Annotated in this window: 4 protein-coding genes and 1 tRNA gene; 1 reads left to right on the top strand and 4 read right to left on the bottom strand. The window is 46.1% G+C overall.

Annotated elements, in window-relative coordinates:
* Positions 1-84: 84 nt before the first annotated feature.
* Positions 85-2,181 (top strand): hypothetical protein, encoded by a 2,097-nt coding sequence (locus HXT34_RS00925; protein ID WP_421785014.1) that lies wholly within the window; start codon positions 85-87, stop codon positions 2,179-2,181.
* On the opposite strand, the gene HXT34_RS00920 is transcribed toward HXT34_RS00925, so the two are convergent.
* From HXT34_RS00920 to HXT34_RS00905, 4 genes are all read right to left on the bottom strand, one after another.
* Positions 2,167-4,020: a GH25 family lysozyme gene (locus HXT34_RS00920; RefSeq protein ID WP_421785013.1), complete on the bottom strand. Its 1,854-nt coding sequence runs from the start codon at positions 4,018-4,020 to the stop codon at positions 2,167-2,169. The genes HXT34_RS00925 and HXT34_RS00920 overlap by 15 nt on opposite strands.
* Positions 4,021-4,195: 175 nt before the next feature.
* Positions 4,196-4,269, bottom strand: a tRNA-Gly gene (locus HXT34_RS00915).
* Positions 4,270-4,388: 119 nt separating this feature from the next.
* Positions 4,389-4,907: a holo-ACP synthase gene (locus tag HXT34_RS00910; RefSeq protein WP_421785011.1), complete on the bottom strand. Its 519-nt coding sequence runs from the start codon at positions 4,905-4,907 to the stop codon at positions 4,389-4,391.
* A 191-nt stretch (positions 4,908-5,098) separates the two neighbouring features.
* The gene (locus tag HXT34_RS00905; RefSeq protein ID WP_421785009.1) at positions 5,099-14,698 is read right to left on the bottom strand and encodes a fatty acid synthase subunit beta domain-containing protein; all 9,600 of its coding nucleotides are present in this window, start codon (positions 14,696-14,698) and stop codon (positions 5,099-5,101) included.
* Positions 14,699-14,787 lie beyond the last annotated feature (89 nt).

Here is a 14,787-nt window from a genome sequence, read left to right as displayed (position 1 = left end):
CGAGCCGTCATAAAAAACAATCCTAAACTAAAAACTTATTTTCCGTATATGGTGTGCTTTGTTATAAGCGGACTAATAACACTAATGTTTTTTAGTAACTTATTTCAAGCATCCGAATTAGGATTTAAAACACAAAGCATAAATTTAAACACAGTAAAAGAAGTAAAAACTGAACAAGCAGAAGACTCTACAAACGCAAGCCGTGATGAAATATATGCAAAATACAAAAATGACGGCATACATATATCTAAAAATGGCGCAGATGTAGAATTCACAAACTTAAACACGTACAGCAAAACATTAGAGATTTCGCTACAACAAACAAAACCAGTTTATTACGTAACTGGAAGCGTAGAATTAGAAGACTTTGGTGTAGCTCCTGGATACGCTTTAGCTAGCAGATTTAAAATAACAACAGGAAAATTCAATACAACTAAAGTACGTTTAGAAAGTCACGGAAAACTAAACAAAATAAAATTACACTTTAATGAAACGCCAAACGGAATCGTTGTTAAAAATATAACAATTAATCCAAAATACAAGTTGCACATAGGCTATGCGAAATGGGCTATATTATTCGTTTTTGGATCCGCGATTATAACTATACGTAAGAAAAAATGGCACAAAATAGCCTATACTCAAGGAGATCGAGCTCAAACCATAATTTTTTGGGCTTTGTGCGCAATAGTAACCGGATTCTCACTGTATATTTGGCTCCGATTAAACACTTATAATCGAATACGCGTCCCACTCTCTTACGATAAATACGATTTTATAGACGGAAACCCATATACAGAGCAGTTAAAAGCCTGGAAACAAGGATCACTATCTTTGCTACAAGACCCACCAAATGGCTTATTGCATTCAACAAACCCATTTAGCATTGGCAAAAGAATGCAATTAGTGCGCGAGGGAACTCCTGCAATATGGGATGTTGTGCTGCATAATGGCAAATATTATTGCTACTTTGGAATAGTACCGTTTATTTTAACTTATTTGCCGTTTAACGCTTTGTTCCCAGCTTGGATGCCGAGCGCAATAATGGTCACAACATTATTTGCAGCAATTACAATACCAGCATTATTTGCATTGTGGAAAGAAATAATAACATTCTTTGAAATACGAATAAACTACTGCTCAATGCTGCTTATAGGAGCAGCCTTACCATTTGGGTGCCTTGTTTTTTATCTGCAAGCATCTGCATCGATTTACTACATTCCTATGGTAAGCGCTATATTTTTCGGAACATTATTTGTTTACGCATCACTGAAAGCCGTAAGACTTAAGACTAAATTTGCTCAGTACGCATTATTTGCTTTAGCTGGATTAAGCTTAGCTTTGCAATGCGGTTGTAGACCAAATTCTTGCATTTCAACAGTTGCTTTTATAGCCCCACTGTTTATTGCACTACTATTTAACAACTCTAGAAGCATAATCAATAGAGCTGGCGCCGCAATAAGCTTCCTAACTCCTGCAATAGCTGGGTTTGCCGGAATCTTAGCATATAACTACTTGCGTTTTGGTTCATTCTTTAACTTTGGTAACGAAGAACAATTAACAAATTTTGACTTGCGATTTAATCGTATAGCCTTTGACCCTCTAAAAATCAAAGACTTGTTAATAAACTTCTTTATAAAGCCACCAAGCATAGATACGGAATTCCCATATATTACAATAACCAGCTCAAACATTTCGGATTATGGAAATAGTTTCTTTAATCACATGACATTTGGTCTGCTATCAATACCACTTATTTGGGGCATTTTCTTAATAAGACGCAAGTACATGCAAAAAATCGAATACATAATGTGCTTAAGCGGAATAACATTCTCGATTATGTTAATCTACGTAAACTACTGCTTAGGCGGCAGCCTTTACCGTTATTATTGCGATTCAATAATAATTCTTATGATTATTGCATCTATTGGTTTTGCTAGAAGAAATTGCTCAGCTAATCAAGATGCGCAGTTGCAATTAGATAAAGAAAATGCATGCAACAATATCGAATTGAATAGGAACCAAATGTCTACTCAAACTCTAATCGTTGCATGCACTACATTAACGATAGTATTAGGATTCTTGCTTGTATTTGCAAATCACACAGAAGCTGCGAATGAAATACAATACACGAATCCAGATGCTTTTATTGCATGGAGCCAAATGCTATCAGTGGGCTTCTAGAACATCCTTCTGGCACTTTTGATGCCATAAGCCATTGCCATCATTATGCTCGTCTTCTACAGGTGCGCCGACCTTCTTAAAGTCACCGCGCGCATAATAATCCTTGCGAAGATTGAACATGATAACGAACTTCTTGTCTGTGCCATGCGTCCAAACATCACCATTCTGGCAACGCTGACGCCACCAGCCGTCACCCATGTTCTCCTCTTCAGCAACAGGAGCACCAAGCCAACCGGCGCCACGATGATCATAGTAAGAATCGCGAAGCTCAAACTGAATCACAAACTTCTTATCCTTACCATGCGTCCAAACATCACCATTCTGGCAACGCTGACGCCACCAGCCGCCACCCATGTTCTCCTCTTCAGCAACAGGAGCACCAAGACGACCAACACCACCATGATCATAGTAAGAATCACGAAGCTCAAACTGAATCACAAACTTCTTATCCTTACCATGCGTCCAAACATCACCATTCTGGCAACGCTGACGCCACCAGCCGCCACCTATATTCTCCTCTTCAGCAACAGGAGCACCAAGACGACCAACACCACCATGATCATAGTAAGAATCACGAAGCTCAAACTGAATCACAAACTTCTTATCCTTACCATGCGTCCAAACATCACCATTCTGGCAACGCTGACGCCACCAGCCGCCACCTATATTCTCCTCTTGCGCAACAGGAGCACCAAGACGACCAGGACCGCCATGAGCATAATATGAATCGCGAAGCTCGTACTGGAGCACAAACTTCTTGTCTCCATTAGTCCATGTTTCACGACGACCAGAACTCTTTACAGTCCAGCTACCATAGTTGCGCGTTTCTCCAGAAGGATTAACACTAGTAATAACGTTACCAAACTCAGATACACCGTTAATTTCGCCGCCATCAGCCATGCCGAATGCGTTCAAATCAACGCGACCATCAATTCCGTCAACGCTGCCGTCGGAAGTGTACTGCCATCCGCGCAACGCTGTAGAAATAGGGAATCCTACGCGAGAACCGTAGCTAGCAACCCAGCTTGTACGTTCGTGAATATACTGAGAATTTAATGGTCCTCTCAAATAATTTGCATAAGAGTAAACGCCGAGCTTATTGTAGCCTGCAGAAACTAACTGATTCCACCATGAAGCAACAATATCCTGGTAAACGTATGGGGATGTTGGTGGTTTATGACCACTCCAGCTCCACCTTTCCAAATCGTAATAAACAGGATACGTTAGATCTTGAGGGCTTACTCCAGCACCCCTTAAAAGATTTACAATGTCTGCACCTTCAGCAGCACCATCTTCAGCTTTTTCAGCATAAGAATACATGTAAATGCCAAATGGAATACCAAGACGCTTGCATTCGCTAATATTGCGCAAAGCTTGCTTGTCATATCCATTATCCCAGCCATAGCTAATACGAATAATCGCACCATCTACTCCAGAAGCTTTTACAGCATCCCAATCAATTTCTTTTTGATGCTCAGAAACATCAATAACCGCCTTAGCGTTATTGACAAACACATCATCATTTCCATCGATAAAAGCCGAAGTACCATCGCCATCGCTCCAGTGTGCACCATACTCATTATCGACAAACGAGCTCTGATACACAGTGCCAGAATGCGATTGAATAATAGGCATAATGACATTTTTGGTATGCACATTAGAATGCACATTTGCATGCACATTAGTACGCATATGTTCAACCGATGAAGATTTTTGCGGCGCAACGACATTCATAGTGAAAGCAGTAGCAGCCGACACTAATCCAACTAATACACGTACGATAATCTGTCCCACGAGTCCTCCAGACATGTTTTTTACGTGTTTCTTCGCTACTACCATAGCAATAGCACCCTAATAACAAGCATAAATTCAATGAAAATGTGAAAATAATATGTAAAATATGCGATTTTTATAAAAAATTGAAATAAAAGAAATGCAAAAAACAAATTGCAATAAAGAAATTACAAAAAACAAAGCAAAAACAAATTACAACGCACAAAGCAAAAATAAAAAATGGAGCGGACGACGGGAATCGGACCCGCGTAATCAGTTTGGAAGACTGAGACTCTACCATTGAGCTACGTCCGCAATTACGCACTATATTCGCACGAAATATTCACGCACAAATATCGACTCGTTCAAGTATACAGATGCTTGTGACATTGACACAAGAGCGCCAAACATATTTTTCTTTTAATTCAATTCTTCTATAAGACTTCAAGCATTACAACAGCTGATGCGAAAGCTGAATTATCGTCTAATAATCCGTCATGGCTGAGCGAAATATGCCAACGGATATTAGCTACGCGATCGCTATTAGCTATATGCTCGCTATTAGCTACGCGCTCGCTACTATCCACGCACTCGCTGTGCGCACTTAAAAGCGATTTTACAAGTTGCGAATGCACATCTGCGCTGAGAATAACTCGTGGGCAACCATGGGAATCGTTAAGAATCTCAATACTCGCCCACGGCATGTTATCTAAAGTATACGGGTAAGAGATATTTGCTGTAGCCAGCGCCTCAGACCACGCTTTAATCACAGCTTCTTTACCAGCCCAACGTGCTGCAATATGTAAAGCTTTTTCATCATTCTTAGCTTGCGCACGAAGATCACATTGCCGAAGCTCTCGCACAGAAAACAGAGCACGCCAACCGTTGCCATCCTGCATCTGCTCAGCAAACTGCGCAACGTTTACTAAGTCGTGCCCTATTCCTGCAATCATACACACCTACTTTATACGCGCCTGTAAAGTTTCTGCCGTTTTTTGACGCGGAAACGACCTTTATTTTACACGACTGTAAAGTTTCTGCCGAATTAAGGCGATAAAACGACCTTTATTTTACACGCGCGTAAAATTTAGGTCGGATTTAAGCTAAAATCCGACCTTTTCTTTACATTTGCGACTACTTATACCTAGCAGTAGTATCCGTTCGCGTTAAGGCGAGCTTCAGGATTAAGCAGCATCGCCTTTTCCGCTTCGTGACCGTCGTAGCGAGTGCCATCCGGAAGGCGCGTGCCATCCTTCAGCAAGTGACGATTCTCAACAGGCTCGAACAAAGCAGATCGACCCATCATGCCTTCCTCAAATCGCCTCTGACCTGCAGCCAAACGCGCATTTGCCTTGGTACGCCAATTCTTAAGCGCATCAACACCTGCGCTAGCAGCCACAGCAGCCTCAAAAGCACCAGGATGAACCAATGCCACAAATCCGCTAACGTGACCGAAGCCGAGCGAAGTTGCGAGAGCAGCCTTCACTGCACAAGCACCAACGCCGGAACCTGCACCATCGCCAATGCGCATCGGCTCACGCAACCAAACCATGTGGTCGTCGCGCGCAAGCTTAGGATCCACGCAGTCGAGTGATGCGTTTCCAGGAATCACGCCACTTCTAAACAGTTGCGTCAAACCGTTGATTTGGAAGATGCACGCGCCGCCCTTTGCGTGTCCAGTCAGCGTCTTTTGGCTGATTACGAACAGCGGATTTCCGTCCGTGCGTCCGATTGCGTGCGCAAGAGTATTGTGCAACTCGGATTCGTTCGGATCGTTTGCATTCGTAGAAGTATCGTGCTTAGAAACCACAGCAATATCGTCCGGAGTAACGCCGAGAGCTGCCAAATCGCGCACGAGCTTAGACTTAGCACCACCCATGCCTGCAGCCAAAGCACCCAAGCCCGGAGCAGGTATAGAAGTATGAATGCCGTCAGCATACGAATGAATAAATCCGACTACGCCAGCAACAGGCAAACCAAGCTTCAAAGCAATATCGCCGCGCGTAACCAAAATCGTACCGCCGCCTTGTGCTTCAAGGAAGCCTCCACGTCTACGATCATTTGCACGCGAGAAGAATCGTGGATCGATGCCCTTCGCATACATTTCTTCGCTATTGGCAGTTGCGTTCATGTTGCCGAAGCCAACCACGGATTCCACACCGATATCGTCAATTGCGCCAGTTACTACGAAGTCAGCTTTGCCAAGAGCAATCTTATCGACACCTTCCTCGAGCGAAACCGCTGCAGTTGCGCATGCAGACACCGGCTGAACCATGTTTCCATAGCCGCCGATATAGGTTTGCATTACGTGAGCTGCAACAACGTTTGGTAGCGCTTCTTGCAGTACGTCCGTAGGAATTTCGTGGTTAAGGAAGCGATCCAAGTACAGTTTTCGCATTGAGCTCATGCCACCGAAACCGGTTCCTTGCGTGGAAGCAACCATTGACGGATGCACAGATTGCAAAATCTCCGAAGGTGTGAAACCAGCAGAAATATAAGCATCTACAGTTGTGACAATATTCCACAACGCAATCGTGTCAACACTTCCAACCATTGAAGCAGGAATTCCCCACTTCAGCGGATCGAAGCCCTTAGGGAATTGTCCACCGACAGTTCTGGTCATTGCAGCCCTACGCGGCACGCGAATCATAGAACCTGCCTTGCGCGTAACAGTCCATTCGCCGGATTCTGCATCGCGAGCAATCTCAGTATGCGATTCGTCGAGCGCCACGTATTCGCGCGCAATTGTTTCTGTTGGAACGCTGAAACTCACATCGTGATCGAGGAAGATTTCTGCTTCTTCTTCGTTTGCTCCATCCTTGTAGTCGCCGCCCATGCCGGTTTCGAATGGTCGAATACCGGAACGTGCCACTACTTCATCGCGATATTTCTCTGCAATATCTTCTTCTGGAACAAGCGTGCCTTCAGCATCGTACCAGCCTGGCTTTGGAGAGTCTTGCCAAGTAAGCAAGCCCATATTCCAAGCCAATTCCAGTACTGCTCCTGCAGAAAGCTCCACGGATCCGTCTTCGCGAATTCCAAGTTCTGCTTCGAAACGAGTACGTCCAGAACCCCATGGTCCAAGCTCGCCAACGGAGACGATTACAATTTCGTCTTCTGGACGCGCTGTCACATTCTTCCAATCAGCCAAGTTGACTCGTGGCTGAGTTGGAACGTAAGGCGTTGGGAGTGCTTTGTTGGTTGATTTAGCAGTTGATTTAGCGGTTGATTTAGCAGCAGACTCGCCAGATTCTGCAGCTTCCGCAGCTTCTTCTGCTTCTTCCGCACGCTTTTGATCTTCCAACGCTTCTGCACGAAGAGCATTCAAATCAAGAGGCTCCTTGCCTAATCCGCCCGTAAAATCAACATCCAAAGGTGCAATTGCTGCCTGTTCGCGCGCCTCGCGAGTGCACAAATCAAGCAAACGATCTGCCATTTCTTGCGTAGAGTAGGTAGTTAATCCGTGACGCTCAACTACAGCCACAAGCGGATCATTTCCGCCCATTAAGCCAGTTCCACGCACCCATCCAATCTTAGGATGCGCGAAAGTCACGCGATCCGACCACACACTTTCCGCATGCGCACGGTTCACAATCGCATCGAAAGCGCTCTTGACTTCGCCATAGGCACCGTCGCCGCCGAACATACCGCGATTTGGAGATCCAGGTAACACAACGTGCATACGATGTTGCACATCCGTATCTGCTCCAATTTGCGCAAATCCAGCGATTGCACGCTCCACTCCCCACAACATTAAGCGAGATTGCGATTCAAAAAGCGAACCAGAATCAGCCAAAGTACCGTGAACTGGAGGCGCTGCAAACGGGAAGAACATGCTCGGCTCGTACGCAGGCTTCAAAATCGTAGTTGTTGCGCCGCTAACTTTCTTCGAAACTGTGCCAACCCACTTTACAAGCGCGTCGACATCGCGGTAGCTAGACAAGTTTGCTGGAACAAGCCACAACTTTGCGCCCATTTGAGCGTTTTCGCGATACGCTTTCTTTGCCCAAGACTTAACGCTCGGCTTGAAACTGTGCGAAGTTGCGATAACCGTAGCTCCACCCTTAAGCAAGCCCGTTACTACGCGAGCAGCAATCGAGTTAGGAGCAACGCCTGTAACTACTGCAACTTCTCCTGCAAAACGAGTTGCTTGAGCAGTATCAGCGTTGTTTTGCGCAAGTTTAGTGCGAGAATCGCGAGCAATACCATTAAATATTGTTGCAAGATTGTTTAATTCGCGAGATTTAGAAAGACTTGCAAACCACTCAGCTTCCGAAGCTACTGCTTCCCCGGCACCGAGGAAACTACCAAAATCATTTAAGATTTCAGAAACTTCATTTACCTGAATATCAACATTCTTTCCAGCATACTTGTAGTACAAGCGAGCAACGTCTTCGCGAGCCGAAGCCCAGCGGTCGTCGAAAAGAATCGCCTTTCGCTCATCAAATCGAGGAGCCACTTGCTTTGGCCAATCCGCACCTAATTCTGCTTCAACAGCAGCTACAACAGCAGCATTTTCGTCACTTTCAGTTTCTGCTTTAGGAGATTCAACACCAAGCTTTGCTAGCACAAACTTAGCAGTTGCAGCAAGTACGCCATCTGCGCCAACAACTTGCTGCGCAAAAGCGTCAAGAGCTGCAGAATCAACAACAGCACCACCGGCTGCGCCAGCAGCGCCAGGCTGAGAAACGCTAACGCCGTGAGCTTGTGCAACTTGCTGTATAGCTGAGTCGATTAAAGCGTCGGCTGCAGCAGTATTCTTTGCAGGATCAGTTGAAAGTTGCGCAAGATTTTCACCGCGCACGCTAGCACCTTCACGCGTTTGCAAAACCAAAGCCGCAAGCACGTGCGCACGCCAGCCTTCGCCAAGCTGCCAGACTTCCGAAATACGCTTGTCGATTTGCGCTGGCTTCACGCCTGCAGCACCGAAAAGCGCACGCAAACGTTCGCGCACAATATCGGAAAGCACGGCACCAAAAGCCTTGTAGCGAGGAGCAACCGAATCCACAAGCTTTCGCAACGCACTCATTGGAGCTTCTGCAGCACCGTCCACGCTAGCCACGCCAAGCTCGGAACTAATATCCATAAGAAGCTGGTTTCTGCGTGAAGATACGCCGTTTGTGAGCGTGTCAGTTGTGTCAGTGTCGCCGATTTGGTCAAGACGGATTTTTGCACTATACGCAATCAGCATTGAGATTGCGTCGGATGCTTTGAACGGCAAGTCTGCTACAGGTCCGCTTGCTGCTGCGTTAGCAACTGGAGCAGGAGCAGCAGCCGCAGGAGCAGCAGATGCAACATTTGCAGCAGGAGCTGCAGAAGCAGCAGCCGCATCAGCAGTGCTACTTGCTTCTTGACTATCTTCCTCAGTAAACACTTCAGGCACAAGCGAATCCGTGTCAGTCATATAAACGCGGCCTTCGTCACGACCAACGTTGTAAACAGTCACTTTTTCGCCACTAAACTCCGGCAAAGCAAGAGTTTTAGCACCAAGATTTGCCAAAGTTGGCGCGTTTCCTAAACCAACTTCAACGTACTCTTCGACGCCAAGACCACCGCGAGCGCGATTGGCAAACATGAGGGCCTGTGTTTCAATCCAGCGAACTGGAGAAGCAAATTGCCATGAAAGCAATTCGGTGAGCAACAAACGACCGAGCTTTTGCTCATCTGAAGCGTAAGACTTCCATGTAGTTTCATCTTCCAAAGCTGCTTCAATGCGCTCAGATGGCACAACATCCAAAATCTTTTGCGCAAATTCTCGCGTAAGCTCAAACGGGCAAGCCACAAGGTTTGGAATGTAACGGTCTACAAGCACAGAGTAATCAATATGCTTCGGCAGCAGCGAATCGAGCTTGTCGCGGAATTCTGGCACGCCCTTTCGAAGAATTCGAGAGTGGAACGGCACGTCAATTCCTGGAACAAACATGAATGGAGGCTTGCCACCATACTCCTTAGCGCGCTTAGAAGCGTCTGCAGCCAATGCCTTCAAGCCTTTAATAGTTCCAGCAATTGCGTACTGCTGACCTGCCAAGTTGTAGTTTACAATTTGCAAGAATTCGCCAGTAGCCTTGGAAATGCCATCAACGTAAGCGTTTACGCCTTCGTCTGATACTCCAAACTGGTTTGGTCGAAGAGCACCCATGCGGTAATTCGAGCGACCTTGTGCATCGCGCTCAATCAAGTGATGCATTGTAGATCCGCGGTGGAACACCAATTCAAGCACAGTTTCGAGCGGAATAATTTGCGCGAAGGAGCTCAAAGCATTGTACTCACCAAGCGAGTGTCCTGCAAAGTAAGCAGGCCAAATATCGCATCCTGCTTCACGCAAACGCGCGGTTTGCGCAAAGGCAACTGTTGCGAGCGCAACTTGCGTAAATTGCGTTAAGTTAAGCAATCCTTCAGGATGGTGATAAGTTACGCCGTGAGCAGTGAGTTCCTTTGGATTATCGCGCACGACTGCGAGGATTGAGAATCCAAGCTTTTCGCGAGTAAGCTTGTCTGCTCGCTCCCAAGTATCGCGCACTGCAGGCGACTTTGCGCGCTCATCCAGCGACATTCCTTGCTTTTGAATACCCTGACCTGGGTATACGAATGCTGCACGTGGAGCGCGAGTAAGCGCGCTTGCTTTAGACACGATTTGCCCATCAACTCTGCACGTAACTTCCAAAGCAAGTCCGCCGCGACGAACTTTTCCAACGCGTTCAACTGTGATTTCTACTTCGTCATCAAGCTGAACCATGCCGTACATGTTGTAGGACCAGCCAATGAGCTCGTAGCGAGCACCTTTTTCATCAACTGCTTGAGCAACATGTTGAGCTGTTGCGGAAAGCCACATACCGTGTACCAAAGGAGCAGAAAGCCCGGAAATTGCAGCACCTCGCTTAGAAGTGTGAATTGGGTTGAAATCTCCAGAAGTACGCGCGAAAGCGGTCATATCGTGAGGAGCGCGAACGACTACTCTGCGCAAAGCTCTGCGAGGTGTGTCTTCAATTTCGTATCCGTGCAATCCTGCAGCTTCGCCATATTGCGCAGCTGGAGCAGGAAGCGCGTTGCTGAAGCTTCGTCCACGAATAGCAAAACGCTCAGTTTCGTGAGCCAAACGAGTTCCATCTGCAGCAGTATGCACTACGTGAATAGTTACCACGCGTCCGGAAGCAGATTCTGCATACGGCTCAGCCCAGCCGAGCAAATTAATTCGCTTGTCGACATACTTTTTAAAGTCTTCAGCATCGACGTCAAGCTCTACTAAATGATCTAGGTGAACAGCGTTAAGCAGACCCTCAATAATCGGGTAGCCATCAACCATTACGGAACCCAAAGCCGAGTAAATAGTCGGCCAAGCAGGACCTACTAACGCGTCTGGCACAATGCGAGAAGCAAGCAATCCATCTGGAAGTCTTCCAGCAGTAGCAGACTCGTGGTCAATTCCAAGATTTCTCGAGAAAGTATAGGAAGAATGAACCAATCCAAACGGGAAATCTCTATAACCTTCTGCCATCAAATCTTCTGGCAATTTTGCCAAACTGCCATCTTCTTTTAATGTTTCAACCTTAGGCATAGCATCAAGTACATCGCCAGTAATCGCTGTATTTCCAATACCTGCGGTTGCTGCAAGCATTTCGTACACGTGCTTTGGCAAGCGCTCGCGGTCAACTACTGGTATGCTTCCAGCTTGACTTGCGTCAACAGTTAGCGGAATTACAATATCTCGTACTGCATGCTTGCGTTTTGGCGAGTTTGCAGCATTTTTTGTAGAGTGTTTTGCTTCCTGATTTTCTTGATTATCCCAGAATGTATCTAGCTTAATATCTAAATCAAGCGAAATTACGTCATTATTACTAGAAGTTACTGTAATTACGTAATTTTCGTCTCCTAAAGACGTTCCGTAAGCAGGGTTTGCAGTTACATGACCAACCCAAGAAATATTCGGGCATGCGCGCACGTAAGCTTCAACGTTTTTAGCATCAGCAATCTGACTAAAAGCAGATTTTGAAGACTTACTCGCCGCATTTTCCTTATTTTCTGCTTCTACTCCAGTTTCAGCTCCAGATTCTGCACGATTGAGCACAGCTGCTTCAAAACGTCCCAGAATATCGGCAATCGGCTCATCCATAGTCGTAATTCCAGCCACAGAAATCGGTCCTGGAATTACACGCACAGCATCTGCCGAGTAACGCGAATCTTCCGACTGCCAAAGCTGATCTTGACCCCACCAACGCAACAAATCGTTGTCAATAACTGGCACGAATGGCATTGGCTTAGGGTATTCGCGAACCAAAGTTGGGAACCAAGCGGCGTCCATTGGCACAACGTTCATCTCGCGAGCTTGAGGCAACGCATCAATCAGCGTATATAAAGCAGCTTGAGGGTGCTTAGAAACTTCTTCAATAGAAGGCAGAATAGAAGTAAATTCGCCTGAATCTTGATTAATTAAACGCGCTTCAATACGCTGTAACAAATGCATGTAGCGATCTGCGTAAGTCGGATCCACCCAAGGGTATGCCAAATCTAGGAAACGTTGAGCAAATTGCAAGTAAGTCATGCTTTCTACGTCACCAAAATATGGCTTTGCAGTAGAGTTAAGTGCTTCGATTACTTCATCGCGACGTGATTCAAGCTCTTCAGGATGTTTCATCATATGAACGAGCAATCTACCGCAGCGAGCAGAAGCGTTTTCTAACTCGTAAATATCTGCGTGCAAATGGCTTAAACCACTCGTCACACCGCCAATCACTTTTCCAGAAGGCACCCAACGCTCACCCATTGGTGCGAACGGATCCTCATCAAAACCTTCAATGCTAGAAGATTTTGGCATCGCAATACCCGGAGTTTCCACAAGCATACGCTTTACTTCAGGGCTTGTATGCGCTTCTTTTGCTGTCATTGCAGCTGTGCCAATCATTACAGCATCAACTGGCATATTTGGCAAACCGTATTCACTCGCCCATTCACCAGAAATGTAGTCTGCAGCACGCTCAGGAGTACCAATACCGCCACCTGCAACAAGCACCAAATTCTCGCACTCACGCACTTGCGCGTAAGTTGTCATAAGCAAATCATCAAGAGATTCCCACGAATGGTGACCACCTGCAGCACCGCCCTCAACCTGCACAATAATCGTTGCTGGAGCAACAGCCTTAGCAATTCGCACAACTTGACGAATTTGGTCAACTGTTCCAGGCTTAAACGTTACGTAAGGGAATCCATCAGCTTGCAAAGATGCTACTAATTCCTTGGCTTCGTCAAGTTCTGGAATGCCTGCAGAAATAACTACACCATCAATAGGAGCTCCCGACTGCCTCTTTTTTGGCACGATTCGCTTCGAACCAAATTGCAAATTCCACAGGTAGCGATCCATAAACATGGCGTTAAATTCAATAGTTGCGCCTTCACGAAGCTGATTTTCAAGCGACTTCATATGACGATCGAAAACTTCCGCAGTTACTTGACCGCCGCCAGCAAGCTCAGCCCAGTAGCCTGCATTTGCTGCTGCAGCAACGATTTCCGGCTCTACTGTCGTTGGTGTCATTCCTGCAAGAAGCACAGGAGCTTTGCCTGTAAGCTTGCTAAATTTAGTAAGTACTTTACGTCCTGCAGGCGTGTCGATTACTCGAGGCGCAAAATCAGCCCAGCAGCCCGTACGCTCTGGCTCAGAAGCAGAGTCAGCTGTTGAAAGCTCTGCACGCGAGCGCAATGTAGCAGCCTCTACTATTCCAGCGCCGGTTCCTTGCACAAGCACTCCAGTAAGCTTTCCGAGCACTTCGCTAGGACCCATGTCTAAAATCCAAAGCGAGCGCGCGTCGTTTTGCTCCAAAACTTCGCCAATTTGCGTAGCCCAATCAACAGGAGTTACAAGCACTGCATCAGCCAATTCGCGAGCAACTGTAGTGTTCAAACCAGCCTCATTTGCCCACTCTACTACCTGCTCAACTGCAGATTGAAGCATTGGCGAATGGAATGGCACTGTAACATCCAAATATTCAGCAACTGGCGCAAATACAGCTCCACCGCGAACTTTCATTTCGCGCAATTTCTTCGAACGCTTTGTTTCTTTTTGCGCTTCGTTTGCAACAGCTTCCATATCTTCCGGGTATCCTGCAATAACCACGTGATTGTAAGCATTTTTAACAGCAATTGACACTTCACCGCGCGTGCGCTCTACGCGTGAAATTAACGCTTCTGCCTGCTTTTTAGTAACTCCTTTAAGCGACAGCATTGGCGTGTGCTCGCCGTCACCAGTAATTTCAAGCATTCGAGATTCGCGATCTCCCGCAGCTCCAATTAAGTAGGCAATTGCGAGTAATTCTTCGATTTGAGCGCGAGCCTTCTGCCAAGACTTTGCTTTTATGCGAGCTTTTACCATTTCCGCTGCGATTACGCCTTGAGAATGACCCAAAACTGCGCACGGCTTGTTTACTTCAAAGTTGTATCCAAGATTTGTTAAGTCGCGCACTGCACCGAACTGTGCAAGCGTAATTCCAGGCACACTAAGAAGCGCGTTTGCAGCGTTAATATGCTTATTTTCTAGCGCGTCAAACACGTTTATGTCGCCGCCTGCATTTGCTAAAAGCTCAGAATAAATTGGCGATAGCAAAGCTTTTGCGCCTGCTTCATACTCATGAAGTTCTGCGTTTAATTCTTCGTCTGAACTAAGCTCGCGCAAAGCTTCAACCCAGGGAGTTGACTGACCTGCAAACACGAGTGCGTGCGGATTATTAGCGAGTTGGTCGAAAAAGTATGTTGTCATGATGTTTCCTTCTCGTCGATTTGGATAAGTTTTATAAATTCTGTAAGTTTTGTAAGGTTTATAAGTTCTGTAAGCTCTATAGTTTTTAG

Origin of the sequence: Gardnerella sp. DNF00983 (assembly GCF_049244265.1) — a bacterium.
Classification (GTDB): Bacteria; Actinomycetota; Actinomycetes; order Actinomycetales; family Bifidobacteriaceae; genus Bifidobacterium; species Bifidobacterium vaginale_J.
The sequence above is the reverse complement of the archived record's forward strand: the minus strand, read 5'-3'. Positions and strand labels throughout refer to the sequence as shown.

Bases quoted from the DNA above. Each gene is read 5' to 3' on its own strand.
- HXT34_RS00910 (WP_421785011.1), bottom strand. From the start codon at position 4,907: ATGATTGCAGGAATAGGGCACGACTTAGTAAACGTTGCGCAGTTTGCT.
- HXT34_RS00905 (WP_421785009.1), bottom strand. From the start codon at position 14,698: ATGACAACATACTTTTTCGACCAACTCGCTAATAATCCGCACGCACTC.
- HXT34_RS00925 (WP_421785014.1), top strand. From the start codon at position 85: ATGTTTTTTAGTAACTTATTTCAAGCATCCGAATTAGGATTTAAAACA.
- HXT34_RS00920 (WP_421785013.1), bottom strand. From the start codon at position 4,020: ATGGTAGTAGCGAAGAAACACGTAAAAAACATGTCTGGAGGACTCGTG.